Genomic DNA, 23,577 nt, shown 5'->3' with positions numbered 1-23,577 from the left:
GCCTTGCCTTAGCGTCGATCTGCGCCACCTCTCTCAAACAGGAGGACCCTTTGATGAGAGTATGGGCATGTATTTTGATACTGGCGGCCAGCATGGCCAGCGCTGAGCCGAAAGTTTTAGAGCGTTTCGATGCAGGCGCGGGCGAGCGCTGGCGCTATATTGGTGACAACGTCATGGGTGGCGTGTCGTCTGGGCAGGCACAGATTGGCGCTGGAGGGCTGAACCTGACGGGGCAAGTGAGCACGGACAACAACGGCGGTTTCATCCAAGTGCGGCGGGAGTTTTCTGGGTTGCCTGAAGGGAGCGAGGCTTTGGTCCTGCGCGTTCGCGGGAATGGCGCGAGCTACACAGTGTTCCTGCGCACCCGTCAAGCGCGCTTGCCGTGGCACAATTACAAAGCGTCGTTTGTGGCTGGGGCTGGGTGGTCCGAGGTGCGTTTGGCGTTGAGCGATTTTGAACGCTCCACGGGTTTGCTGGCGAAGATGGTGTCGCCCGAAGATGTGAAGAGCATCGGTTTGGCGGCCTACGGCGCTGATTATGAGGCGGATTTGTGGGTTGGCGAAGTGCGGGCTGAGTAGGGCCCACACACGCCAAGCGGCGGCTGGGGCGTTTGCCCTGCCGCGTTGGTAATTGATGTATCTATAAAAATGGCGGCCGCCATGAAGCGGATCGTTTGAAGGTCTCGGGGTGTTTTAATCCCCTTGCTCGCTCTGGCGGCTGTTGACCGCGTCGTCTTGCGCAAGATCGGGCGTGGCCCTGCGGGCCTATTATGGGGTTCGTAAATTTTACCTGCACGCAAAACTAGGTCGCGTTTAGGTTTAAACAGCGAACCATTGAAGCAATCTGTCACTTATTCTATTGTCACAACATGCATAAATTACTGAATGAAATTCCCAAAGCGTGGTCTGCTGAGAGGAGGCCAACCAAAGAAGCATTGGAAAACACGGAACTTCTTTTAGGCCGGTTGAAACCGTTAGCGTTACTTCCTTTGGAAGCAGATATCGGGTATTGGCCGACGGTAGCATTGATCTGGTTTGATAGTCCTGTTCAGGTTCAAGGATTTGATTTTGGATATGAAATCGGAGTCTACCCACCGTTTGGCTCTAACTTCGATTACGAAATTTATGAGTTTCACAATGGAGCCTTAAAAGAGCTTGATCAGGTTGTGACTAAACTGAGCTTGTTAATGGCGAGAGATTACGATTTGTAGCCGCCCACTTTGTTACGATCAAAAAATGCAACTTGCCCGAAAAGCACATTCATGTGCCGGGCAATCGCCAGACCGCCCGACAGGGCTGGCGATTTGGTGAGTGCAGGCGCTCAGTTTGGATCAAGTTCGGACTTTGCTGGTATAAAGTGTTTAGAACAAAGGGTGGATCGCCTGCCCAGCGGTCTGGCGATTGCCCTGTGTTGGGATATCCTTGAGACTCCGCTGCGGTCTCGCTCATCGCCCTGTGTTTCAAGGAAGAAGCGCCTTGCCAGACACCCGATTCCCCTCTATACGCGCGAGCGTTGAGACGGTGGGAAACATCGCGTGCACAACAAGCGAGTAGGGTTGGAGCTTCCAGCCCTCTTTTTCGTTTGCACCAAACTGCCTCGACCAAAGCAACCCAAAGACCGGCGGAGACAACCGCACGGCCAGTAAAACCAAGTTAAAGGATATGAAACGCCACATGGCTAATCTAATGGACGAGTTTGAAGCACTCTTGAACGAAAGCTTCGAAATGGACACACCCGACGAGGGGACAGTTGTCAAAGGTAAGGTCATCGCAATCGAAGCGGGCCAAGCCATTATCGACGTAGGCTACAAGATGGAAGGCCGCGTTGAGCTTAAAGAATTCGCAAACCCTGGTGAAGCTCCTGAAATCGCTGTTGGCGACGAAGTTGAAGTGTTCCTGCGCTCCGCAGAGAACTCCCGTGGCGAAGCGGTTATCTCACGTGAGATGGCGCGCCGTGAGGAAGCTTGGGATCGCCTTGAGAAAGCATACGCAGACGAAGAGCGCGTTGAAGGCGCAATCTTCGGTCGCGTTAAGGGCGGCTTTACGGTTGATCTTGGCGGCGCGGTTGCGTTCTTGCCAGGTTCTCAGGTTGACGTGCGCCCTGTGCGTGATGCGGGCCCATTGATGGGTCTCAAGCAGCCGTTCCAGATTTTGAAGATGGACCGTCGTCGTGGCAACATCGTTGTATCCCGTCGTGCAATCCTTGAAGAGTCCCGCGCAGAGCAGCGTGCAGAAGTCATCGGTAACCTCACAGAAGGTCAGGCAGTTGACGGCGTTGTTAAGAACATCACCGAGTACGGCGCATTCGTCGATCTTGGCGGCGTAGACGGCTTGTTGCACGTGACAGACATGGCATGGCGCCGTGTGAACCACCCGTCCGAGATTTTGACAATCGGCGAGACGGTCAAGGTTCAGGTCATCAAGATCAACAAAGAGACGCACCGCATCTCCTTGGGCATGAAGCAGTTGCAGGAAGATCCATGGGATCTGGTTGCAGGTCGTTACCCACTTGAGTCCACGCACACAGGTCGCGTCACCAACATAACTGACTACGGCGCATTCGTTGAGCTGGAGCCAGGTGTTGAAGGTCTTGTGCACGTTTCCGAAATGTCCTGGACAAAGAAGAACGTACACCCGGGCAAGATCGTGTCTACGTCACAAGAAGTCGAAGTCATGGTTCTGGAAATCGACGGTACGAAGCGTCGCGTTTCCCTTGGTCTCAAGCAGACACAGCGCAACCCATGGGAAGTCTTTGCAGAGCAGTTCCCTGAGGGCACTGAGGTTGAAGGCGAAGTGAAGAACATCACCGAGTTCGGTTTGTTCATTGGCCTCGAGGGCGACATCGACGGCATGGTTCACCTCTCCGACCTATCTTGGGACGAGCGCGGCGAAGAAGCCATTCAGAGCTACCACAAGAACGACATCGTTCAGGCGGTTGTGTCTGAGGTCGACGTCGAGAAAGAGCGTATCTCACTCTCCGTTAAAGCGCTTGGTGGCGACAAGTTCGCTGAAGCGGTTGGCGGCGTGAAGCGTGGCTCTATCGTGACTGTAACTGTGACAGCCATCGAAGAGGGCGGCGTTGAGGTCGAGTATGAAGGCATGAAATCCTTCATCCGTCGTTCTGACCTGTCCCGTGACCGTGCAGAGCAGCGCCCAGAGCGTTTCTCCGTTGGCGATAAAGTCGACGTGCGCATCACAAACGTAGACGCGAAGACACGCCGCTTGGGCGTCTCCGTGAAAGCGCGCGAGATCGCAGAAGAGAAGGAAGCAGTCGAGCAGTACGGCTCTTCTGACTCCGGCGCGTCCCTTGGCGATATCCTGGGCGCGGCTTTGAAGTCTGACGACTAAGCTTTCGTGCTTTAGAAATTGAGAAGGCCCCGTGGGAGTGATCCTGCGGGGCCTTTTTGGTTTGGGGAGGTGAATGGCTGGTTTGAGCGAATTCTGTTGAAAAACTCTTGCTTGATCGGTGGTGCTATCCCTGATTCAATTTCTTTATTGATGGGGGTATTTGACGATGACGGGACCGAAGCAAGAAGCACAGGCTGCGCTATTTTATGAGTTCTTGCTGGAAAAACACGTCCCATAAGATTACTTGTTGCGTTCGATTGATCGGTTTGTCGATCTGAGTGACATCCGCCAGTATTTATCTGAGTTTTACAGCCACGCTGGTCGCCCATCCATTGCACGGCAGGCGCGGCGCAACTATTCAAACCCAAATCACGGAACTGACGGTAAAGGCACCGCCAAGTATCGCGGATTAAAACTGATCTTTCAGGCCTGTCCATCAAAAGCAAAATGCAGTCTCAACGCGGACTTTCGATCCTTTACCCGCGACACAAAACGATAAGCGGCCATTTGCTCAAACGAAGCATTGGCCATGCATTGAATTTTCAGTTCGCGATGAAGCGAACCGGTTCAATCGCTGCACGAAAAAACCGCTATTATCAGTTTGATCGACGGCGTGTTTTTACTTGGACCGGGCCGTAACCTGTATTGTTAAGCCGTCCCCGCCAATTTCAATGCCTGCCAGACGAAATCCAGAGCGGGATCTTTTGATGCTGGCTGCAAGCGGACTGCATGGAATTCAGACACGATTGGAGTATGCAGCGGTGCCAATGATACCAGCTTGCCAGCCTTTACCCAACCAGCGGCGTAATGATCCGGGAGCAAGCCTACGTAGCCACCAGACAGTGTATAGTAGGCTGTCAGTTCTATGGTATCCTGTGCCACCCCTTCGGCGTCTCCAAGCAACATCGGATTCAATTCTTTGTCCATAGGATTGAAGACAAAACTATGGGCGGAAATTTTGGCGTCAGCCAGTTTTTCCAAAAGGGCCTTGGGATCTGATACTGCCGCGCAAGCGTGGTCTGGGCTGCAATAAAGGGTGCTAGTTTCCCGATAAAGCGGGAACGCCTCTGCTTCGCTTGGAATGCGTTCGTTCCCTGCAATGCCAACGATCGCAATGTCCAATCGGTTGGCCCGCAATTCTTCCAAGCAGGCTAGAAAATCCAGAATACCAATGCTGACCTGTACGTCGGGCATTGTCCTGCGGGTCTTTGCGAGAACAGGGACAAGCGGATTATTCGGATCCGTGACCATTGAATCCACGACACCAATGCGCACCCGCCTCGTGCCGGGCGCGCCGATCGCGTTCAGACGGACCGCCGCGGCATCAATCTGTTCAAGCAACGTTGTCACTTCTTTCAGCACGTCTTTGCCTTCAGGCGTCAGTGCAAAACCCTGTGGCCCACGATCGCACAGCCGCAACCCCAACCGATCTTCCAGCTTTGCGATTTGCGCGCTGATTGCGGGTTGCGAAATGCCAAGCGCGCCTTGCGCCTTGGCAAAACCGCCAGCGGTTGCAACGGCCTGAAACACGCGCAGCAGGCGCAGGTCAATGTCAGAAAGTTTCACGGGCCGTCCACCTTTCGAGTTTACCCTTAGCAAAGCAGCGTCCGGGCCCCATGTCGACAAGGTTATGCAAACATAAGACGTTTGATATGGTTTGTAGATCCAACTGGATCTACGTTTTCTGGGAATGTTGAACAACACCGCCGGGAGAAACGTCATGACGATCACACGAAACCTGCTTAGCTCGACTGCGGTCATTCTGGGCCTGACAAGTTCAGCTTGGGCGCAAGACCTGACCGTCAGCGCCTGGGGCGGCTTTTTCGAAGAAACACTAGCGGCAGAGATTTATCCCCTCTTTACGGCCGAAACAGGGATTGAGGTCAAATCCATTGCGCAGCCCGAAGATTCTGCGTGGATGACCCAATTGATGGCCGCGGCGCGCGCAAAGCAGGCGCCTGCTGATTTGTCGTTGGTTGTGGACGAAGTGTTGCTGCGCGGAAACGAAGTTGGTCTTTGGGCCGAGTTGAACCCCACAGACATGCCTGGCACACAAAGCCTGAACGACGGTTATGTAAAGCTGAATGATGCCGGCAACGCATATGGCGTCGGCGCGTTGGCATTTTATACAACTTTTGTCACCAATACCGACTTCGCCCCAGATGCGCCAGCCAGTTGGGCCGAGCTTTGGGAGCCGAAGTGGGACGGCAAACTGGGCATCGTGACCACACCAAACTCTGGCCTGTTGGAGGTCACTGCAACGACGTTCTTTGGCGGTGTCGACATTCTTGAGACACGCGACGGGATCGAGCAGGTCATTGCAAAGATTGCCGAACTGAAACCGCAAGTCAGCCTGTGGTATCGCGATGAAGGCCAATTCCAACAGTCGCTGGAAAGCGGTGAATTGAATGCAGGTCTCTATTACCACGATGTGACAATGCTTTCGGTCTGGGACGGGTTGCCGGTGGCCTCGACCTTCCCCGCCGAAGGGGGGATCGTGTCGGATGCCTATTGGGTTGTGCCACGCGATTCACAAAACATCGACGCCGCCGAGCAATTCCTTGATTTCATGAGCCGCCCTAACACACAGGCGTTGATGGCGCGCACGATGGGCGTTACGCCGATTGTCCCGCGCGACAGCATGGACCTGACGGATGAGGAGTTTTCCGCTGTCGGCAGTGATATTGCCCCCATTCGCGTTCAGACGCATATCCATCTGCGTGAGGGCGACTGGCTTGAGACCAAGTATCAGGAAATGATCGCACAATAATGTCATTGGTGGCGCGGCTGGGGTCGCGCTGCCTGTTTCACAAGGGATCATCATGACTACATTGACCATCACCAATCTGCGAAAATCTTTTGGCACCTTTGAAGCGCTCAAGGACATCTCGATCGCGGTTGAGGATGGTGAATTCATCTGCCTTCTGGGCGGATCAGGTTGCGGCAAGACCACGTTATTGCGTTTGATCGCGGGGTTAGAGACCCACGACGAGGGCGACATTCACTTGGGCAGTACGGATCTGTCGCAAATCCCCTGCCACAAGCGCAACATTGGCATGGTGTTCCAATCTTTGGCCCTGTTCCCACACCTAAGCGTGGGCGACAACATAGCTTATGGGATGCGCCTGCGCGGAACCTCTTCGGAGGTTGCCGCCAAAGACGTCACGCGTTTGTTAGAAATGGTTGGCCTTTCGGGTCTGGAGGCACGGTTTGTCGCCGCGCTATCGGGTGGTCAGCGCCAGCGGGTGGCCATCGCCCGCGCGTTGGCGTTGCAACCGCAAATCTTTCTGATGGACGAACCCTTTTCAGCCCTTGATGCAGCGCTGCGCGACCAAATGCAGGATGAGGTGAAACGCATCCAGCGCGATCTGGGCGTGACAACCGTTTTCGTCACCCACGATCAACGCGAGGCGATGGCCTTGGCCGACCGTATCATCGTCATGAACGATGGAAAGGTTGAACAAGCCGCCAGCCCAGAAGAGCTCTATACCCGCCCCGCAACGCGTTTTGTCGCGGAATTTATCGGAACCAACAACATTATCGCGCGAGACGGTCAGCCGATTGTTGCAGTGCGCCCAGAAGCCATCATTCTGGCCCGTTCCGGCGATGGGCTGACCGGCAAAATCACGCGGCAGCGGCGCTTGGGCGCGATGCTGGAACGCGAAATTCAAGTCGCAGACCAGACCTTCCATCAATGCGAGATCGCCGGGTCCGGTGACAGTTTTGAGAATGGCGAAGCGGTCACGCTTCTTTGGGACGCAGCCAAAGCGTGGGCGTTACCACAATGATGCGCTCGGTATCATATGGCCCGCGCCTTATCGGTGGATTGACCTTCGGCGTGATGGGGGTTTTCTTTGTCATCCCGATGATCTTCATGGTCATCGTCAGCTTCTATCAACCTGACCCAATGGGGTTCTACAAAGTTGATTTCGTGTGGGAAAACTATGGCAAGTTTTTCTCCAGCTTCTACTACACCGTGTCATTCCGCTCGCTTTATTCCGCGGCTCTGGGGGCGGTACTTGTCGTCGCGCTCGCCTTCCCGTTGGTGCTTTTTGTTTCGGACCTTGGCCGCAAGTGGCAGCTGTTCTGGATCATCCTATTGCTATCCTTGATGTGCCTCAGTGAGGTGATCATTGGCTTTGCCTGGCTGATCTTGATGTCAGAAAGTGCGGGTATCCCACGCCTGCTGGAGTGGGTTGGGTTGTGGGACAATCCACGCTCATTAAGCCCAAGTTTTGGGGCGATGATGATCGGCTTGATCTTCCTTGGGTTCTCCATCGTGTCCCTGATCCTTTATCCATCCGTCTCCCGTAGGGATCGCAGCATCGAAGAGGCGGCCATAACGCTGGGCACGCCGCCGCCCATGGTGTTCTTCAAAGTGCTGATCCCCACATTCCGCACCAGTTTGACCTCGGTGACGCTAACCATGTTTGTCTACTTGCTGGGCGTCTTTGTGATGCCCACGATGCTGGGGCGACCCAAGGACTGGACCATGACGGTCATCATCAGCGACAAGGCATTGGGCGATGCTAACCTGCCGCTAGGGGCAGCACTGGCAGTGGTTATGCTGATCGTGACGGTGCTGGTGCTGATCGCCTCGGCGCTGCTGACACGGCGGCGCACGGCATGAGAACGCTGTACCTTTGGATCATCGCTACACTGCTGATCGCGCCCTTCTTGGTCGTTCTGGGCGTGTCCATCGGGGCCTCCAAGAATATCGCATTCCCACCCGATGCCCTTTCTGGCGCTTGGTACCATGAACTGTTGACGGAAACCGAATGGCTGCTGGCCATAGGCCGTTCGATGTTGATCGCGGCCATCGCCGGTGTGATTGCAACCACATTGGCGCTGGCCATCAACTACGTGCTGTGGCGGACAGGATCTGGGTTTGCCAAGGCGACATTCGCGCTTGGCCTTGGCCCGTTCTTGCTGCCTCCAATCATATTGGCATTGGGGGCCAGCCTGTTCTGGGCAGAGATCGGTTGGTATGGACGCATGGAAGCAACGATCATCTCGCATGGTGTGTTCTTTGTGACGCTGCCAATGGTCATTATCGCCCGCGGATTTGCAGCCCTTACGGACGAGGTAATCGAGGCAGCGCAGATGATGGGGGCGACGCCGGCACAGGTCTTCCGCACAATCGTGTTTCCGCTGATCGCACCTTACGTGTTCACCGGGTTCGCCCTGGTCGCCATCATCAGCGTAAACGAATATCTGATCGCCAATATGATCTCTGGCTTTGTGGTCGAAACCCTGCCCATCAAGATTTTCAACAACGTACGTTATGGATATTCGCCGGTCGTCGCGGCGGCCTCGATGCTGTTTGTTGCACTCACCGTGACCATCTTGCTGATCTTGTCGCGGATCACGGATTTGGTCGCGCTTTTCGGCACCTCCAAGGACAACTGACATGAGAACGCTCACCCGACAAAACCTTGAAGACATGCTGTTTGGCGCAGTGATCATGGGCGCAGGCGGGGGCGGCGATATCGCAGAAGGCCGCGCGTTAATTGATACGGCACTGAGCGCAGGAAAAACCTTTGATCTGGTCAGTGTGGACGATGTGCCCGCTGATGCACTGATCTGCACGCCATATCTGCTGGGATCTGTGACGCCGCTTAATCCAGAAGAAGAACGAATGTATGCAGGGCTGGAAGACAGTGATCAAGATCCACTGTTGCAGGCCTACGCGGAATTTCAGAACCACTTGGGACAGGAATTTTTTGGCACGACACCTTGCGAATTGGGTGGGTCCAATACGGCAGCCGCCTTCTTTCCGGCAGTTATGAATGGCCACAAGATCATCGATGCGGATCCCGCGGGGCGCGCAGTGCCTGAAATCACCCATTCGACCTATTATCTGGCTGGGCTACCTGCGGCCCCGATATATGCGGTCAACCAATTCGGAGAGTCCTTCCTGATCGACAAAGTAAAAGACGATCAGCGGGCCGAAACTTTGGTGCGTGCGCTTAGTCAGGTCAGCCGCAACACCGTCGCCGCGATTGATCATGCGCTACCGATGCGCGATTTGCGTGATGCCCTGATCCCCGGAACGATTACAAAAGCAATGAGGCTGGGCGAAATCTGTAGGCAAGCGATGGCGGCTGGAACGGACGCCGCCGCCGATGTCGCCAATGCAAGCGGCGGCGCGGTCGTATTTTCGGGGCGCGCCACATCGGTCACGTATAAGACCGATCAGGGCTTTACGATTGGGCAAATCGAACTGGCAGACGGGGACCGAACGATGCAAATCAGCGTCAAGAATGAGAACATGGCCTGTTGGCTCGATGATAAGGTCTTTGCAACCGTACCGGACTTGATTTGCCTGTTTGATCGCATGTCCGGTGCCCCCATTGCAAACCCGGATGTTGTCGAAGGGCAGGACATCAATGTGGTGATTCTGCCCGCCCCGCGCCCGTTTACGTCGCCCAAAGGCCTTTCTATCTTTGGCCCAGAGTACGCGGGTGTGAATGCCACCTTCACGTCACCACTCGCGACCCAGCAAGACCTCTAATAGAACGGCAAGGGGCAAAGGGTTGCGGGGTCGCGATACCCACCACGTACGACATCAATCTCGTCTCCAGCCGTCAGGTCTGCACGGACCAATGCAAATCCGATCATGGACCCAGCACGGCGCGACCATGCCCCGCAGGTCATGTGACCAACAGGCCTTTCACCCTGCTGGACCGCGTACCAGATTGCATGTCCAGGCCTGCGTTCGGGGTCATCAAGGACGATCCCCAGCTGCTGGCGTTTTACACCGGCGGCCTTGATTTGCCGCAGCGCTTGAATGCCGACCACTTCATCACCGAGGTCGAGATCTACGTATTTGCCAAGACGCACCTCAAACGGGTTTGTCTGGTCATCCGTATCGCCGCCATATGACAGCAAACCACTTTCGATCCGCTCAATAGGGTTGGGATTACCAGGGCCAATATCCCATGGCTGGCCCGCTTCTTTGATGATGTTCCAAAGCTCTGTGCCGCGCGACCCGTCGCGCAGGTAAATCTCGAACCCGCCCTGTTTGGAGTACCCTGAGCGCTGAATGATCAAGGGGATGCCATTGATCTCGGCGGGCGCGAACCAGAAGTATTTCAGTGCGCGGACTCAATCGCCAAAGACCGAGGCGACCACCTCTTCGGCCTTCGGACCTTGCACTGCCATGGGTGAGACATCGGGCTCGCAAATCTCAACATTCATCCCACGCTCTGCTGCAATGGCGCGGGCCCACATGAGGATGTTATTGTCGCCGATGGAAAGCCAGAAGCTGCCGTCTTCGTGCTTCAGCACGACGGGGTCATTGATCAAGACACCGCGGTGATCGCACATAGGCACGTATTTGCCTTTGCCGACTTCGATCTTTGAAAGATCACGCACTGACAACAGCTGCACCAAACAGGCGGCGTCTGGGCCGGTGATTTCCACCTGACGTTCGACGCTGACATCCCATTGGGAGACGCGCTTCATCAACCGCTCGTATTCCGCCTCTGGATCACCAAAAGACACTGGCATCAGCATGCTGTTATAGGGTGAGAAGGCAGTAACGCCTTCGCCGATCGTCGCTTCGTAAAAGGGTGAAACACGCAAGCGGGTGTTGGGGCCAATCTCTGCCAAATGAAATGTCCTTTAGTCGCCCAGCTCGGCGGCACTGAGTGCTGCTTTTTTCAGGAGGTTTGCGAGTGTTTTGCGTTCGTTGGGGCTAAGCACGGCCAAGATTTCATCTTGTCTGCGCCCCAAATAGCCAGAAATTGCGTCATGCAAACTGCGCCCTGAAGGTGTGATCTTTAGGCGAGATTGCCGACCGTCCGTTGGATCAGGCGCGCGGTTTAGATAGCCTTCGTCCAGCATGCGATGCACTGCCCGGCTGATCGTGTTGCGGGGGCGGCGAGAGATGCGTGCGACGTCCTGTGCCGTAAGAACGTCGAAATGGGACAGGCAAGCCAGCAAGATATATTCTGCGCGCACCAGACCAAAGTCGCGTTTAATTTCCGCGTAGGCGGGAAACACAATGGCATTGGCCAGATAGGTAATGCGGTAAGCTTCTGGGTATTCGATCGTGTCGAATATACTTGAAAAGTTTGTGTCTTTGGATCTGTCCATGATCGCTTGCCCATTGCCAGTTCCAGCTTTCTTAGCGCATATTGTTCCAAATGGAACAATAAATGCGACGATTCTATTGTCGCAAAGGACCGTAATGAGCGAACAGCGCAAAAAACTTACCCTACCTGAACTCGCGCAGAAAAAAGCAGCAGGTGAGAGACTGGTCATGGTCGCTGTGGGCGAAGTGTTGACGGCCACGTGAGCAGAACGTGCAGGGGTCGATATTGTCGGGGTCGGGGACAGTCTGGGCATGACGTTGCACGGGCATGAGAACACTCTGGCGATGACTGTGGAGCAGATGATCATGCACACGCAGGCGGTGCGTCGCGGCGCGCCAAATACGCTTTGCCTTGTCTCGATGCCTTATGGGTCTTACGCGACACCTGAATTAGCCGTGACCAACGCGGTGCGCATGATGAAGGAAAGTGGCGCGGACGCGTTGAAACTGCAATTGGGTCGTAAAGGCGCGCATATTATCCGCGCAGTCGCGGATGCGGGTGTCCCAGTAATGAGCCACGTGGGTCTGTTACCGCACAAAGTACACCAGATGGGCGGCTTCAAGATGCAGGGGCGCACGGCTGAGGCGGCGATGGAGATCATAGCGGACGCCCGCGCGATTGAGGCCGCCGGTGCCATTGGCCTTGAGATTGAAGCGATGCCCTATGAGGTCGGCAAGGCCGTGGACGAGGCCGTTGACATATTCACGTTTTCCATCGGCGCGGGTGCAGCAGGGACTTGTCAGTTGCTCAACGGATACGATCTGCTCGGCGCGTTCGACACGTTCAAACCCAAGTTCGCCAAACGCTATGCCAATCTGGCCCAGGACGCGACCGATGCCTTTGCGGCTTACGCCGACGATGTGCGCGCGGGCCGCTTTCCAGATGTTGAGCACAGCTACCAAATGAAATCTGAGGAAATCGCGCGTTTTGAGACGCTCTTGAACAGTGAGGATGCCACATGAAAGACGACGTAAACCGCACGAACGGCCAGACGATTCCTAATGGAATGCTCGAGGACAACTACCCGCGCAACATGTGGTGGGTGGCTGCGCACCGCGATGAAGTGACGACCAAGCCGCTGGCCCGTTGGCTGTTGGAAACGCCAGTGGTGCTTTATCGTCTCGAAGACGGTACGCCCGCCGCGCTTTATGATCGTTGCCCCCACCGTTGGGCCCCGCTGTCCGAAGGCTATGTGCGCGATGATAAGATCATCTGCCCCTATCACGGGATGGAGTTTAACACCGCCGGACGCTGCACCAAGGCACCCACCCAACACATGAAACCCAAAACTGCTGAAATCCCCTCATTCGCGGTGCGCGAAACTGGGGCCTACATCTGGATTTGGATGGGCGATCAAGACGCGATAGATTGTGATCCGCCCGAAGTGGGCTATCAAATTGATCCTGATTGGACTCCCGTTAATGGGTATTACGAAGTCGCTGCCAACTGGGTGTTGATCCGTGAAAACGTGCTCGACCTGACGCATATCGCCTTCCTACATAAGAACACATTCAAGCAAGATGACTGGATCACCGCGCCCGACACCTACATGGACGGCGAGACGATTTGCTATGAACAAGAGTTCGACCTCGCGCCGCTGTCACCGCTATTTTGTGCGGGCATGGGGCTGCCGGAAGACAAACCCATCAAGCGCGTCCAAAAAGGCCGGATGCCGTCCCTCGCGATTTCGTTCTCGGACTGGAATGTGCATGACCCTAATCCTGATGCTGGCAAACGATCCGACTTTATCGTGCGTGGCTGCCACATCGTGACACCCGCGCAACGCGGCAAAACGCGCTACTTCTGGATGGCGGCTTTCGATGTGCCCTCGCTCACGGAAGACGTTGCCGCCAAAACCAGTGCCAGTGTCACGGCCGCATTCGATGAAGACAAACATTTGCTCGAAAAACTGCAAGCGAGCGTGGCGGCTGACCCGCGTGGGCTCGATTTTCTGGAAGTCACCCTCGGTGCGGATGGTGCAGGCATAAAGGTGCGACAAATCCTGAACAAAAAGCTCAAAGCTGAAGGTCGATCACTGTCGCGCTGAATAAAGCCTAACCTGAGATTAGTGCAACCTCAGCGAAGGGACGGCTTTGCTTCCAACGTATTTACCAATTCGAATGGCTGGTTCAGTAAAAAACGCCGCGCTGCTGAAAATTTTAGTACTGCGATTGCGAGCAAATGCTGCGCCACCAAGTGCGAAAAATGAGTGGCGGCTTCTCTAATTGAGTCTATCGGTCAAGCTCTTTTCCTTTGATCAGTTTGGCATCGTACTTGTCCGGGTCACGCTTCTCTTCGCAGTCTGATTGGTACCTATGCGGCACCGCTGCATGCATGTGTCGGATTGGTTGTGGAGAGCCTTGCTTCGTCTCGCGCTTCTCGTTGCGCAGCAGCCATATTCGGCTTCACCCACAGACCTCGTCCGGAAAGGACGATCCCGTTTGGTTTGGTTTTGGGTCGGCTTAAGTCATCTGATCCCCTTCAACCCTTCCAAACGGAATTCCGTGTTTTCAATCCACATCCGATGCAGCAGGACCGCCAGCTTGCGCGCAACAGCAACATCAGCGCGCCGCCGTCCTTTTGTGCGCATCAATCGCATGCCCCATGACTTCAGTTGCGACGCCGCCATCGTTCGCATCAACATCGCGTTTGCGGCTGAATAGAGTGTTGATCGAACATCACGGTCTCCCGCACGTGATATTCTGCCAGGATTGTCACTCTCGCCTGATTGGTATCGTCGCGGTGTGAGACCAAAATGCGCGGCAACCGTGCGGGAGCTTTTGAACCGCAAAGGATCATCTACAGCCGCTTTGAACGTGAGCGCGGCTATCAGTCCAACGCCCGGAACCGTCATCAGTCGCATGCAAACTTCGTCTTGGCTGGCCGCGCGCTTCACGCGGCGATCCAACTCAAGATAGTGCTGATACAGAGCGACCCGCGCGTCCAGCAACGGTATCAAGGCATGAATGAGGACGTTATCCATCTGGACCATAGGCCGTACGATATCGTCAAAGCTGCCATGACTGACGGTTTTGGGTAGACGCAAGCCAAAGATCTTTAGCAACCCGCGCACTTCATTCGAAAGATCAATGGTCTTGTTGAGCAGCGCCTTTCGGCTGCTTAAAAGAGCTCTTAAGCCATGCGCCTCGCGGCTCTTCATATGAACCGGACTGAACCACCCCGTGCGCAGGATCTGAGCGATCCCTCGCGCGTCGTTCTTGTCGGTCTTGTTGCGCATCGCAGAAAGGGCGGCGTTCACTTGCCGGGCCTCCATGCAAACGACATCAAAACCCTCGGCTTGCAGACCAAAGAACAAATGCTGGCTCATCGTCCCTGCTTCAAAACCGACCCGTTCAACCGGATAAGCGAACTTCCTCAACCAGTCAGAAATATCACCCACTTCACAAGCAAGCTCGCGTTCAAGCACAACCTTTCCCTTGGTATCGACGATGCAAACAGCGCACGACCGCAGCGACACATCTAATCCAGCAAAATATTCCATCTTCAATCTCCCTTGTTCACAGTAATCCTGTGATCTTATCGGGAGCTCGACCTCAGAACAGAGGGCAGCTCAATTACGCATGCTTCGTCCCGCAGAGCAGACATTGGCAGATCAGACTAGGGGATCGAAGAACTGACTGAACCTGAAAGTGTAGGAAGCAATTGAGTAGTATGGTTCTGCTAACAATTGCGCGGTCTTGGGCGATACCTTTGACGTAGTTTGAAAGATAGATAACTGCTAACTTTTGCCAATTTCACAGCAACGCCTCTTATGGAAGCGATCTGGCGGAGCCTTTCGAAATAAAGGTCATTGCGTTGTTTGATGGGTTTAAGGTCTTAGGCTAGGCTGGCCTACGTTTAAAAGGAGCCCTACATGGAGCGCGCAACACCAAATCTTCCGTCTCGCGACTTTGATGCGACGCGCGCATTTTATGCAGACCTCGGGTTTGAAGCTGACTTTCAAAGTGCGCAGTGGATGATCTTGTCACGCGCAGATGTGACGCTCGAGTTCTTTCCACATCCGAATCTTAACCCTCTCGAGAGCTGGTTTAGCTGCTGCCTACGGCTTGATGATTTGGGTGTTTTTTATGGGGTGTGCCGCAGTGCAAAGATTGCTGAAGGGAGCGAAGGTGCCCCGCGATTGCACCCGCCTACGGATCAAGGTGGTATGCGGATGGCTGCGCTGATTGATGTTGACGGAACGTTGCTGCGGCTGATCCAAAATTGACACCCTTTCGATCAGCATCGGAATGTTTGGAAAATAAGGGCTGCGGACTGCAATTTACTTGAAAGTTCCCAATTCGCCGATGCGATAGCCGCTTGGATAGGTCGGTCGCTTGCGTTTGGTAAGCAATCGTGGCCTGCGGCGTGCTGGCAAGGCTCGAACGGCGCGGGCACGAACCAAAAGGGCGACATGGACAGTGCGCTCGAGCCAGCGAGGAGGGTCCGCGAACCCCATTGCGCGGCGTAGGTTTTCATCGCAAACGGCATGAACTATTGGGCGGCACGATGCGACGAGCCAGCTGGGCACATACATAGACAACAGCAAATCACGTGTCAGGCTGCCAATTTCTGCGTTCGTTTCAGCAAAGCGGAAATGACGCGTTTCATAGCTCTGTTGATAGGTTTTGAAATCCGCAAAAGTGTTTGGAATGTCGCGGATCCCCATCTTTGTACCAAGAGCCTTATAGTAGGCGACGCAGGCTTCAAGTTCAGTTGGCCGCATTGGACGTTTGCCAAAGCGCGACAGCCAGGTCACGGGCTCTACCACAAAGGTTGACAGCACATAGAGCATGTCATCGTTTGAAATTTTGTAACGCGCATGCATGTCGTTCATACGTGTGATGGCCGCGCGCCCATTTTCGCTGCCTTGGCCATTTTCAGCAATCTCTGACAGGATCAGTTCGGTATCATCATAGCGTTTGCGTGTTTGTGTGCCGAACGCTCCTGTACGCGACAAAAGGCCAGAGATTGATGGCACAGCGTAGGTGCGAAAAAGCGCAAATTCGAGCGCTTTTTCGATGTCCCAAGAGAACTCATAAACACTGAGGAGATAGACCATGCGCTCGTAGTCGGTTTGTGGATCGAGCGTTTTGAGTTCTTTTGACCAAGCTGGCATGTGATTTTCCTATTCCTACGCCAACTTAGCGCTTAGAGATTAGAATAGCGAAAGCTGATTGGGATCTGGCTTTTTCGCAGGCTTCTTGCGGCGTTCAGGCGACTTGCGACTTCCGAGTTTTTGAAACACTGCATTCGCTTGCACACGAAACGTATCGCCGCGGCGCAATGCGCTTATGCGTTCTTTAGCACGCCGCGCACTGATCGCTTGATCCACGATGGGGGCAGGGTAGTTGCGGCCCAATTCGAAATCGCTGTCATCGACAAGCGTCTTTTCCCATGTCCAAGGCTCATGAATGAATGCATCCGGGACAGAACGCAATTCAGGCACCCATTTGCGTATGAAATACCCTTTGGGATCATGTTCCATCGACTGTTTAATTGGGTTGTAGACGCGCATTGTATTAATGCCCGTCACGCCCGATTGCATTTGAAACTGGCTATAGTGGATGCCTGGTTCATAATCCGTAAACAGCTGAGCGAGATGCGGGGCGGTGACACGCCAATCGAGCCAAAGCTGGTAGCTTGCGAAACTCACAAGCATCGCGCGCATTCGAAAAGTGATCCAACCGTTCGCGGTAAGATTGCGCATACATGCATCGATGAAGGGATAACCGGTTTGTCCGCTCTTCCAAGCTTCAAAGAAGTGTTCATTGTGCTCACTCTCGCGCAGGCCCTCAAAGGCGGGATGCATGCAATGAGTTTCGATTTGAGGCTGGTCTTCGATCTTTTGTATGAAATGGCACCGCCATGCGAGGCGAGAGCTAAAAGCGCTTAGGTTGCGCGCAAATGCTGGCTTATCAAGTGGGGAGAGTTGCTTGCGGCGTGCGCTAATCGCATGGGTCACTTCGCGCACAGATAAGTTGCCCCAAGCCAAATGCGTAGACAGCCGCGAACAGTGGTATTCGGAGCGATTAGGTGCCGAGATATGCGCGAGATAGCCGCGTGAACGATCCTCGAGGAAACTACGCAGGTCTTTTAACGCTTCTTTTCGACCACCCTTTTGGACGCCGCCTATGGGTATACTTCCAAACATAGGGTCGCCTTTGCGTGGGAGCGGATCGGACACAGCGGTTGAGGGCATGAGTGGCCCCTTTGGTGCGGGTAGAATGGGCTCACTCATACGTGCATTGCGAACTTGAGACCAATCATCACGGCTTTTCAGGCGACGCACCACGCCGTTGCTGGGATACTCATGGAGTGCGATGTTTTCCTGTGAGCAGATCGCGCTTACGTTGATATCACGTTGGAAGGTCCAAAGATCACCGGCTTCTTCGTGGGCATGGATCGCCGCGATCCCATGCTCTTTATGCAGATCGTGCAGCACGTCGCATGTTTCGCCTACTTTTGTGATCAGCGGCTGGCCAAGTTTTGAAAGGGCGGTTGTCAGCTCGCTCAAACAGTCGTGGATATAGTGCCAATGACGGCGCGACGCAGTCGGTTGGCGCCAATACTCAGGTTCAACAATATAGAGGGGCAGAATAGGTGCGCCGCTTTTTGTAGCAGCAAGCAAAGGCGCATGATCGCTTATGCGCAGGTCACGTTTAAACCATACAATATGAACATCGCGCGCCATCGCGTTTTAGCACGCAAGCCCAAGGCCATGCAGTATTTTCGGGATTTGCTTTTTGACCTTAAAGAACCCCTTATTTGCTTGGGGCCAAGTGAGCGTATCATAGGGCCTGCGCACGCGATGCAGTTGCATGCCGGCTTCAGCAAATGCGGTGTTCGCAGTGTTCAGTTGATCTGCATCAGGGCCAATCGGCACGTATGCGGTGACGATGTGGTGTGTATTGGCGGCGCGCGCGGTTTCGATGATTTGCATAATCCAGTCGGACGTCAGTAACGTCGCGTCCCAGCCCGCAACACTGTCTTGCAGTGCTTTCGTTTTAAACGCGTGGACGCGGTCGCTTTGACGGTCTTGCTTGGGCGTTGGAAGCGCGAGCACATTGGTTGCCTTGTCCGCCCACAGCGCGGGCGCTTGGCAGTCCTCCGGTGTTACAAGCAAAACGAATGGCGCATCCGGCAGCGCGTCTGATGCAGGGATGGGGAGCGATGGGTGATCGAAGTCCTCGATCAAAGGCACAGCAGTGGGCGAGAGTTGCCCGACAGGATCAAAGCGACCATCCGTGAATTTTGCGATATTGGATGGGCGCGCAAGATAGCTTTTGCCTTTTGTGTGCAACCCAGACACCCAACGCCATGAGAGCGTGTTTGACGCAGGATCGCCGTCCAAAAGATGTTGCATGAAGAAGTCTGCACCGAGCTGCCAAGGCAGCCCCAAAGTGAATACCCAGATCGAAGCAAACCACATTCTTGTATGATTGTGCAGATAACCCGTCTCAATCAATTCATGCGCCCAGGTATCAAAGCAATCGATGCCTGTGCGGCCTTCAATCGCTGTGAGATAGTCTGCGTTCGCAAAGCTATTGCCCGCAAGGTCATCTAGCTTTTGCGTGAGGTCTCTTTTGTAGTTGATCCAAACGCTTGGGTGTTGCTCAAGCCAACCTTTGAAGTATCCACGCCAGAAAACTTCCTGAATGAATTTCTCGGCGCTAGAGGGTGAGTGACGTGCCAAGGTGAGCTTTAGCACGTCTTCTTCTGTGATCAGGCGGTGCCGAATCCACGGTGATAGAACAGAGATGTTTGAGCGTCGCTCTGGGCCAAAATCGTAATTGCGATTGCGTTCGTAGTGCTGAGCGGTGCGCGAGAGAAACTTCTCCAAACGCGCCAGTCCTGCGGCACGTGTTGGTGTGAATGTGACGCTTTCACCGGGGAGGGTTTCTTGATCAAAAAGTCCAGCGTTGTCCATGCTTTTGCCCTTTGCGCGCATCGTTGATTTGCTCTTGAGGAGTTAGCTTTAGGCTTGTCTTTTTCCAGTGTGTTTTGAAAGCGTTTGAATTAGCGCCGATCGTTTGATGCACAACAGCATGGGTCGCAAAAATAAAATCCCGTGTCGTTTTTCGCTCGCACCTCATCGCGTTTCATGTTCCTTTGTTGCCAGCCTCTTTCCACACTCGGAGAGAAAAAATCCACAGGGAGCTATAAAATGAAAAAAATCGTAACTGGCGCAGCAACAGCTGTCGCTCTCACATTCGGCGCGAACGCAGCAATGGCCGACGGCCACGCATGCGGCGACGTCTCAATCACACAAATGGACTGGGCTTCTGCGGCGGTTGTAACGGCTGTGTCCAAGTTCTTGATGGAGCAGGGCTATGGCTGCTCCGTGCAGGTTGTGCCATCCTCCACAGTTCCAGCGCTGACATCTTTGGCGGAAACAGGCGAGCCTGACATTCTGACAGAGGTCTGGGCAAACTCCACACCATCCTATGAGCCACTGCTTGCGGATGGCAAATTGGTTGAGCTGGGCAATGTTCTGTCTGATGGCGGCGTTGAAGCATGGTGGATTCCTGCGTATCTCGCGGAGAGCAACCCAGAGCTGACAACTTGGGAAGGCATCATGGCTAATCCAGCGGCTGTTGGCGGCAAGTTCCACGACTGCCCATCAGGCTGGGCGTGCGACATCATCAACAACAATAACTTGAAAGCAGCTGGCATCGAAGGCTCCGGACTTGAGCGTTTCCAGCACGGTTCTGGTGAAACACTCCAGACGTCTATTGCGGCTGCCTATGACGAAAAAGCGCCATGGTTCGGCTACTACTGGGCGCCAACAGCTGTTTTGGGCAAGTACCCAATGGTTGCGGTTAAAGTTCCTGACTACGACGCAGAAGCACACGCATGTAACGGCGACGTTGACTGCGCGACACCTGGTTTCTCTGCATATCCAGCGTCTAAAGTTGTGACCGCAGCGTCTAAAGCGTTCGTTGAAGAGAACGCAGCTGTTGCTGAGTTGATGAGCAAAGTGTCCTTCACGAACGCTCAGATGGGCGAAGTGCTGGCATGGCGCCTCGACAACAACGCATCTTATGATGAAGCGGCTGTGTACTTCCTGACAAACAACCCAGACGTTTGGTCCGGTTGGTTGAACGATGGCGCGAAAGAGAAGCTCTCAGCATTGCTGAAGTAAGCTGAGTGACACGATAGGAGCCTTCCCGCTTTTTCTGGCGGGGAGGCTCTATTCTTATAAAAACAATAAAGTCTTCAAGGGACTGGGGAGAACTACAAATGGCCTTTTATGATGGTGTTTTCAAAGCACTAGGCCTGTCAGATTGGTGTGGCGCGGAAGCCTCCAGCGCCCCAATGTCGATGGCAGATTTGCTTGCGCAAAGCAGCGGCGAAGAAACAAAGGGCGAGTTTTTCCCGTTTCCTTCCCTCGATAACCTTAATGAAAGCTGCGCGGGCATTATCCAATCGCGCGATGTGACCAAAGGCATCGAAGAGGGCTTTTTGGCCGCCAAGCCGATGCTGAAATCTATCCTTGATCCGATCACTCAGCCACTTAGCTGGCTTCTAGATGGTGCGCTTTGGACCTTTGCGGCTACTCCTTGGTTCATCATGGTGCCGATCTTGTTGGCCATTTCTTATTATGCGTCGCGCTCTGTTGGGGTGACCGTTTTTGTCGCATTCTCTATCTTCTTGCTCGGTCTTGTTGATCACTACGATGTGGCGATGCAGACGCTGTCGATCATCTTCGTGTGTACGGGCATATCCGTCATGCTTGGGGTGCCCATCGGGATTGCAATGTCTAAGTCGGACCGATTGCAACGCTCTGTTGTGCCTGTGCTCGATCTTTTGCAAACACTGCCGACCTTTGTGTATTTGATCCCCCTCATCTTCTTGTTCTCAGTCACGGAATCAAAACTCTACGGCATCGCGATTATTCTATATGCTATCGTGCCAGTCGTGCGTTTGACTGACCTTGGTATCCGCTTGGTGGATCAAGATGTGATAGAAGCGGCCAATGCATTTGGCATGAACTCGCGCCAGAAACTGCTGGGGGTCGAGCTGCCGCTTGCGCTGCCAAACATCATGGCGGGCATCAACCAGACAATTATGATGAGCCTTGCCATGGTCGTTATCGCATCGCTTGTTTCTGCGCCTGGTTTGGGTGTGAACGTTCTGCGCGGTATTCGTAACCTAGAACTGGGTGTTGGTATTGTCGCTGGTATTGGCATCGTTCTTCTCGCGGTCATTCTGGATCGTGTTTCCAAAGCAGCACTTTCGCGGGCCGATATGACCCGTATCAAACACTAAGGACACCGAGCATGGCAAACGATCCTAAAGTCCGCCTGCGCGGCTTATACAAAATCTTTGGCTCTAAGGACAAAGACGTCCTACACCACGTCAAAAAAGGCATGGGCAAGGAAGACTTGCTTGAGCAGCACCAGCATGTCTTGGGCTTGCAAGACATCAATGTGGATATGCAAGCGGGTGAAATTACGGTTGTGATGGGCCTGTCGGGCTCTGGTAAGTCCACACTTATCCGTCACCTTAACCGTTTGATTGAACCCACCGCCGGCGAGATCCTTATAGATGGTGTCGATGTGATGGGCCTTTCTGAAGAAGACCTGCGCGAAGCGCGTCAGACAAAGATGTCGATGGTCTTTCAAAAGTTTGCATTACTGCCCCATCGCACTGTTTTGCAGAACGCCGCGATGGCGTTGGCTGTGCGTGGTGCGGATGAAGCAACGCAGACCCAAGAAGCGATGAAGTGGCTCGCGCGGGTTGGCCTACAAGGCTATGAAGATCGTTATCCTGCGCAGCTTTCTGGCGGTATGCAGCAGCGTGTAGGTATTGCGCGCGCGTTGACAGCCAACACTGATATCATGCTGATGGACGAAGCGTTTTCCGCGCTGGATCCGCTCATTCGTACAGACATGCAAAACCTGTTGCTGGAGCTTCAAGATGAGCTGCAAAAGACGATTGTTTTCATCACGCACGACCTTGATGAAGCGTTGAAACTTGCAGATCACTTGGTCATTTTGAAAGATGGCGCGGTGGTTCAACAGGGTGAGCCGCAAGGCATTTTGATGAACCCGTGTGACCCCTATATTGAGGACTTTGTCAGTGACATTAACCGTGCACGCGTATTGCGGGTGAAGTCGGTGATGCAGCCTTTGAGCGGCGACACTTTTGCAGGTGATGTTGATGTGCGCGACAATTTGGAATCGCTCATTGCGCGCTCAGAAGGTGACACAACGTTGCAGTATCGTGTCATGGATGGTGAAACCCCCGTGGGTGAATTGCAGATGCGTGACCTGGTAAAGGCTTTGGTGCCACGTCTCTCGTCAAGCGCAACTGTTGAATAAACGCTGAAGGGCGCGCGTGTTTGGGCGCGTCCCTTTGATCACTAAAGCAACAGGAGCGGCTCGGATGATATCCTATGTGACTGTCGGTGCCGATGACATCGCGGCTGCGAAGCGTTTCTACGCGTCGTTTTTGCCTGCGCTTGGGTACGGCTTTTCAGAAGGGTCTGAAGGGCTTAGCTATGCACTTCCCGTGCCGCATGGCGAGCGACCGTTGTTGCCAGATTACTACGTCAAACCAACCTATAACGGTCAGCCCGCAACGGCTGGCAACGGCACAATGATTGCCTTTGAAACGGACACACATGAACAAGTGCGCAGATTGCACGCAGCAGCACTTGATGCTGGTGGTCAAGATGAAGGTCAGCCGGGGTTTCGCGCATCTTATGGGCCGAATTTTTATGTGGGCTACTTGCGCGACCCACAAGGAAACAAGATCGCGTTGATTTGCAATAATCCTGACGAACCCAGCCGGGACGATTAACGTGTGCGTGTGTTCGCAAAGTCGCGGTTAAACTGCAGATATCCGTCATCCAGATGCTTGATATGGGCTTGGGTGTGCTGATGGAACTCTGGCAGTTTGTGGAACGGGACTGACGGGTAGGCGTGATGCTCTACGTGATAGGGCATGTTCCACGCGATAAAGCGCACAACGCGGTTGGTGAGCGTCGTGCGTGTGTTTTCAAGCATTGATGGAACATGTGCGCACTCTGCATGTTCGGCCAAAAGATAAGCGCGCAGAAATGGCATGCCAAGCAGGTATGGCACCAGCCAGATCTGAACAAGAAGTGTTGTTTGAAACTTCAC

At 54.1% G+C, this 23,577-nt stretch carries 21 protein-coding genes and 4 pseudogenes; 16 read left to right on the top strand and 9 right to left on the bottom strand.

All coding sequences use genetic code 11. From position 1 onward, the window contains the following. Positions 1-53: 53 nt before the first annotated feature. The 4 genes and pseudogenes from ACTG3Z_RS15625 to ACTG3Z_RS15610 form a co-directional block, all read left to right on the top strand. Positions 54-578, top strand: a complete 525-nt coding sequence (locus ACTG3Z_RS15625) for a CIA30 family protein (protein ID WP_439143954.1) — start codon at positions 54-56, stop codon at positions 576-578. Positions 579-868: 290 nt separating this feature from the next. Further along, the gene (locus ACTG3Z_RS15620; protein ID WP_439143953.1) at positions 869-1,210 is read left to right on the top strand and encodes a hypothetical protein; all 342 of its coding nucleotides are present in this window, start codon (positions 869-871) and stop codon (positions 1,208-1,210) included. Between the two features lie 442 nt (positions 1,211-1,652). Further along, a pseudogene (gene rpsA, locus ACTG3Z_RS15615) lies at positions 1,653-3,347 on the top strand (30S ribosomal protein S1); the annotation flags it as partial. A 166-nt stretch (positions 3,348-3,513) separates the two neighbouring features. After that, positions 3,514-3,681, top strand: a pseudogene (locus tag ACTG3Z_RS15610) (IS5/IS1182 family transposase); the annotation flags it as partial. Positions 3,682-3,995: 314 nt separating this feature from the next. Here the strand turns inward: ACTG3Z_RS15610 and ACTG3Z_RS15605 are convergent. Continuing rightward, complete coding sequence (locus ACTG3Z_RS15605) at positions 3,996-4,913, bottom strand: LysR family transcriptional regulator (RefSeq protein ID WP_439143952.1); 918 nt, start codon at positions 4,911-4,913, stop codon at positions 3,996-3,998. 154 nt (positions 4,914-5,067) lie between these two features. Here ACTG3Z_RS15605 and ACTG3Z_RS15600 point away from each other — a divergent pair, with 154 nt between their 5' ends. The 5 genes from ACTG3Z_RS15600 to ACTG3Z_RS15580 are packed head-to-tail and all read left to right on the top strand — an operon-like array spanning position 5,068 to position 9,861. Then, positions 5,068-6,117, top strand: a complete 1,050-nt coding sequence (locus tag ACTG3Z_RS15600) for an ABC transporter substrate-binding protein (protein WP_439143951.1) — start codon at positions 5,068-5,070, stop codon at positions 6,115-6,117. A gap of 52 nt (positions 6,118-6,169) precedes the next feature. Next, positions 6,170-7,135 carry an ABC transporter ATP-binding protein gene (locus tag ACTG3Z_RS15595; RefSeq protein WP_439143950.1) on the top strand — a complete coding sequence of 322 codons (966 nt, stop codon included), beginning with the start codon at positions 6,170-6,172 and terminating at the stop codon, positions 7,133-7,135. After that, positions 7,132-7,977: an ABC transporter permease gene (locus tag ACTG3Z_RS15590; protein WP_439143949.1), complete on the top strand. Its 846-nt coding sequence runs from the start codon at positions 7,132-7,134 to the stop codon at positions 7,975-7,977. The genes ACTG3Z_RS15595 and ACTG3Z_RS15590 overlap by 4 nt, the downstream gene beginning before the upstream one ends. Continuing rightward, a complete protein-coding gene (locus tag ACTG3Z_RS15585) occupies positions 7,974-8,756 on the top strand; it encodes an ABC transporter permease (RefSeq protein WP_439143948.1) in 783 nt (260 codons plus the stop codon). The genes ACTG3Z_RS15590 and ACTG3Z_RS15585 overlap by 4 nt, the downstream gene beginning before the upstream one ends. Position 8,757: 1 nt before the next feature. Then, positions 8,758-9,861: a DUF917 domain-containing protein gene (locus ACTG3Z_RS15580; RefSeq protein WP_439143947.1), complete on the top strand. Its 1,104-nt coding sequence runs from the start codon at positions 8,758-8,760 to the stop codon at positions 9,859-9,861. Here ACTG3Z_RS15580 and ACTG3Z_RS15575 read toward each other — a convergent pair. The 3 genes and pseudogenes from ACTG3Z_RS15575 to ACTG3Z_RS15565 form a co-directional block, all read right to left on the bottom strand. Beyond that, on the bottom strand, positions 9,858-10,148 hold the full coding sequence (locus tag ACTG3Z_RS15575; RefSeq protein WP_439143974.1) for a glycine cleavage T C-terminal barrel domain-containing protein: 291 nt from the start codon (positions 10,146-10,148) through the stop codon (positions 9,858-9,860). The genes ACTG3Z_RS15580 and ACTG3Z_RS15575 overlap by 4 nt on opposite strands. 42 nt (positions 10,149-10,190) lie before the next feature. Beyond that, positions 10,191-10,934 (bottom strand): annotated as a pseudogene (locus ACTG3Z_RS15570) (glycine cleavage system protein T); the annotation flags it as partial. A gap of 39 nt (positions 10,935-10,973) precedes the next feature. After that, entirely contained in the window at positions 10,974-11,447 is a 474-nt protein-coding gene (locus ACTG3Z_RS15565) for a MarR family winged helix-turn-helix transcriptional regulator (protein ID WP_439143946.1), read from the bottom strand. Positions 11,448-11,664: 217 nt separating this feature from the next. Here ACTG3Z_RS15565 and panB point away from each other — a divergent pair. Beyond that, positions 11,665-12,408, top strand: a pseudogene (gene panB, locus ACTG3Z_RS15560) (3-methyl-2-oxobutanoate hydroxymethyltransferase); the annotation flags it as partial. Further along, the gene (locus tag ACTG3Z_RS15555; RefSeq protein ID WP_439143945.1) at positions 12,405-13,493 is read left to right on the top strand and encodes a Rieske 2Fe-2S domain-containing protein; all 1,089 of its coding nucleotides are present in this window, start codon (positions 12,405-12,407) and stop codon (positions 13,491-13,493) included. The pseudogene panB and the gene ACTG3Z_RS15555, both read left to right, overlap by 4 nt. Before the next feature lie 420 nt (positions 13,494-13,913). On the opposite strand, the gene ACTG3Z_RS15550 is transcribed toward ACTG3Z_RS15555, so the two are convergent. Next, on the bottom strand, positions 13,914-14,948 hold the full coding sequence (locus tag ACTG3Z_RS15550; RefSeq protein WP_439143944.1) for an IS110 family transposase: 1,035 nt from the start codon (positions 14,946-14,948) through the stop codon (positions 13,914-13,916). A 372-nt stretch (positions 14,949-15,320) separates the two neighbouring features. On the opposite strand from ACTG3Z_RS15550, the gene ACTG3Z_RS15545 reads away from it, so the two are divergent. After that, positions 15,321-15,674, top strand: a complete 354-nt coding sequence (locus ACTG3Z_RS15545) for a bleomycin resistance protein (protein ID WP_439143943.1) — start codon at positions 15,321-15,323, stop codon at positions 15,672-15,674. A gap of 54 nt (positions 15,675-15,728) precedes the next feature. Here ACTG3Z_RS15545 and ACTG3Z_RS15540 read toward each other — a convergent pair whose 3' ends face one another. The 3 genes from ACTG3Z_RS15540 to ACTG3Z_RS15530 are packed head-to-tail and all read right to left on the bottom strand — an operon-like array spanning position 15,729 to position 19,376. Beyond that, positions 15,729-16,565 (bottom strand): oxygenase MpaB family protein, encoded by an 837-nt coding sequence (locus ACTG3Z_RS15540; protein WP_439143942.1) that lies wholly within the window; start codon positions 16,563-16,565, stop codon positions 15,729-15,731. A gap of 39 nt (positions 16,566-16,604) precedes the next feature. Continuing rightward, positions 16,605-18,140, bottom strand: coding sequence for an FAD-binding domain-containing protein (locus tag ACTG3Z_RS15535; protein ID WP_439143941.1), 1,536 nt, complete (start codon positions 18,138-18,140; stop codon positions 16,605-16,607). A 6-nt stretch (positions 18,141-18,146) separates the two neighbouring features. Beyond that, complete coding sequence (locus ACTG3Z_RS15530; protein WP_439143940.1) at positions 18,147-19,376, bottom strand: FAD-binding domain-containing protein; 1,230 nt, start codon at positions 19,374-19,376, stop codon at positions 18,147-18,149. A gap of 237 nt (positions 19,377-19,613) precedes the next feature. Here ACTG3Z_RS15530 and ACTG3Z_RS15525 point away from each other — a divergent pair, with 237 nt between their 5' ends. The 4 genes from ACTG3Z_RS15525 to ACTG3Z_RS15510 all read left to right on the top strand — a co-directional run bounded on the left by ACTG3Z_RS15525 (position 19,614) and on the right by ACTG3Z_RS15510 (position 23,254). Beyond that, positions 19,614-20,591 carry an ABC transporter substrate-binding protein gene (locus tag ACTG3Z_RS15525; protein ID WP_439143939.1) on the top strand — a complete coding sequence of 326 codons (978 nt, stop codon included), beginning with the start codon at positions 19,614-19,616 and terminating at the stop codon, positions 20,589-20,591. A 98-nt stretch (positions 20,592-20,689) separates the two neighbouring features. Continuing rightward, complete coding sequence (locus ACTG3Z_RS15520; protein ID WP_439143938.1) at positions 20,690-21,718, top strand: ABC transporter permease; 1,029 nt, start codon at positions 20,690-20,692, stop codon at positions 21,716-21,718. A gap of 11 nt (positions 21,719-21,729) precedes the next feature. Beyond that, positions 21,730-22,773 (top strand): quaternary amine ABC transporter ATP-binding protein, encoded by a 1,044-nt coding sequence (locus tag ACTG3Z_RS15515; protein WP_439143937.1) that lies wholly within the window; start codon positions 21,730-21,732, stop codon positions 22,771-22,773. Positions 22,774-22,837: 64 nt separating this feature from the next. Next, positions 22,838-23,254 (top strand): VOC family protein, encoded by a 417-nt coding sequence (locus ACTG3Z_RS15510; protein WP_439143936.1) that lies wholly within the window; start codon positions 22,838-22,840, stop codon positions 23,252-23,254. Here ACTG3Z_RS15510 and ACTG3Z_RS15505 read toward each other — a convergent pair. After that, on the bottom strand, positions 23,251-23,577 hold a 327-nt coding region (locus tag ACTG3Z_RS15505), incomplete at its 5' end, for a fatty acid desaturase (RefSeq protein ID WP_439143935.1). The genes ACTG3Z_RS15510 and ACTG3Z_RS15505 overlap by 4 nt on opposite strands.

It is taken from the genome of Planktotalea sp. (assembly GCF_965659345.1).
Classification (GTDB): domain Bacteria; phylum Pseudomonadota; class Alphaproteobacteria; order Rhodobacterales; family Rhodobacteraceae; genus Planktotalea.
This window is presented reverse-complemented; position numbering and strand designations above follow the sequence as displayed.

Coding starts and splice junctions, on each gene's coding strand:
- ACTG3Z_RS15600 (WP_439143951.1), top strand. CDS start 5,068: ATGACGATCACACGAAACCTGCTTAGCTCGACTGCGGTCATTCTGGGC.
- ACTG3Z_RS15580 (WP_439143947.1), top strand. CDS start 8,758: ATGAGAACGCTCACCCGACAAAACCTTGAAGACATGCTGTTTGGCGCA.
- ACTG3Z_RS15620 (WP_439143953.1), top strand. CDS start 869: ATGCATAAATTACTGAATGAAATTCCCAAAGCGTGGTCTGCTGAGAGG.
- ACTG3Z_RS15585 (WP_439143948.1), top strand. CDS start 7,974: ATGAGAACGCTGTACCTTTGGATCATCGCTACACTGCTGATCGCGCCC.
- ACTG3Z_RS15530 (WP_439143940.1), bottom strand. CDS start 19,376: ATGGACAACGCTGGACTTTTTGATCAAGAAACCCTCCCCGGTGAAAGC.
- ACTG3Z_RS15520 (WP_439143938.1), top strand. CDS start 20,690: ATGGCCTTTTATGATGGTGTTTTCAAAGCACTAGGCCTGTCAGATTGG.
- ACTG3Z_RS15540 (WP_439143942.1), bottom strand. CDS start 16,565: ATGCCAGCTTGGTCAAAAGAACTCAAAACGCTCGATCCACAAACCGAC.
- ACTG3Z_RS15625 (WP_439143954.1), top strand. CDS start 54: ATGAGAGTATGGGCATGTATTTTGATACTGGCGGCCAGCATGGCCAGC.
- ACTG3Z_RS15545 (WP_439143943.1), top strand. CDS start 15,321: ATGGAGCGCGCAACACCAAATCTTCCGTCTCGCGACTTTGATGCGACG.
- ACTG3Z_RS15535 (WP_439143941.1), bottom strand. CDS start 18,140: ATGGCGCGCGATGTTCATATTGTATGGTTTAAACGTGACCTGCGCATA.
- ACTG3Z_RS15555 (WP_439143945.1), top strand. CDS start 12,405: ATGAAAGACGACGTAAACCGCACGAACGGCCAGACGATTCCTAATGGA.
- ACTG3Z_RS15565 (WP_439143946.1), bottom strand. CDS start 11,447: ATGGACAGATCCAAAGACACAAACTTTTCAAGTATATTCGACACGATC.
- ACTG3Z_RS15510 (WP_439143936.1), top strand. CDS start 22,838: ATGATATCCTATGTGACTGTCGGTGCCGATGACATCGCGGCTGCGAAG.
- ACTG3Z_RS15595 (WP_439143950.1), top strand. CDS start 6,170: ATGACTACATTGACCATCACCAATCTGCGAAAATCTTTTGGCACCTTT.
- ACTG3Z_RS15550 (WP_439143944.1), bottom strand. CDS start 14,948: ATGGAATATTTTGCTGGATTAGATGTGTCGCTGCGGTCGTGCGCTGTT.
- ACTG3Z_RS15525 (WP_439143939.1), top strand. CDS start 19,614: ATGAAAAAAATCGTAACTGGCGCAGCAACAGCTGTCGCTCTCACATTC.
- ACTG3Z_RS15590 (WP_439143949.1), top strand. CDS start 7,132: ATGATGCGCTCGGTATCATATGGCCCGCGCCTTATCGGTGGATTGACC.
- ACTG3Z_RS15515 (WP_439143937.1), top strand. CDS start 21,730: ATGGCAAACGATCCTAAAGTCCGCCTGCGCGGCTTATACAAAATCTTT.